Origin of the sequence: Gluconobacter sp. P1D12_c (assembly GCF_018812105.1) — a bacterium.
Taxonomy (GTDB): Bacteria; Pseudomonadota; Alphaproteobacteria; order Acetobacterales; family Acetobacteraceae; genus Gluconobacter; species Gluconobacter oxydans_A.
In genome coordinates, this window is the sequence record NZ_JACSIQ010000618.1 from 1 (window position 1) to 409 (window position 409).

1 protein-coding gene is annotated in these 409 nt (G+C 36.2%); it reads left to right on the plus strand.

The features are described from left to right. Positions 1-409, plus strand: a 409-nt coding sequence (locus tag KP705_RS21835; protein ID WP_215765349.1) for a hypothetical protein, incomplete at both ends; no start/stop codon positions are given.

A 409-nucleotide genomic window follows, 5' to 3' on the forward strand; every position in this document is an offset into this window, starting at 1 on the left:
ATTGTTATGGATATGGTAAAGAAGGAAAAATATAGAGAAATAGAGAGAGAAGTACAGAGGCTTGAAAATCTGTTCAATATAAAGGCTGTGCGATTGAAGGCACGTTATGAGACCAAGGCTATTCGTTATATGTTTGGGAATGGGGTCGAGGTTTATTGCGGTTGGGAAAAGCCTTACGATATCATGACTTGTTTGCATGACCATTATATTGACCATTCTTTTCCTGTGAAGGATGTGAAAAGTTATAGAGATTATTTGCGTTGTCTTCCTTCGCATTCTTCTTTGTTTTTGGATTACATAGAAAGCAGGGGATATGGTTTTTTAAGATTCAACGAATATTTGAACGATGACGAGGATGATTTTTGTTACGAGTGTGTTTTTGTTAATGACAATAAAGATGAGATACGCC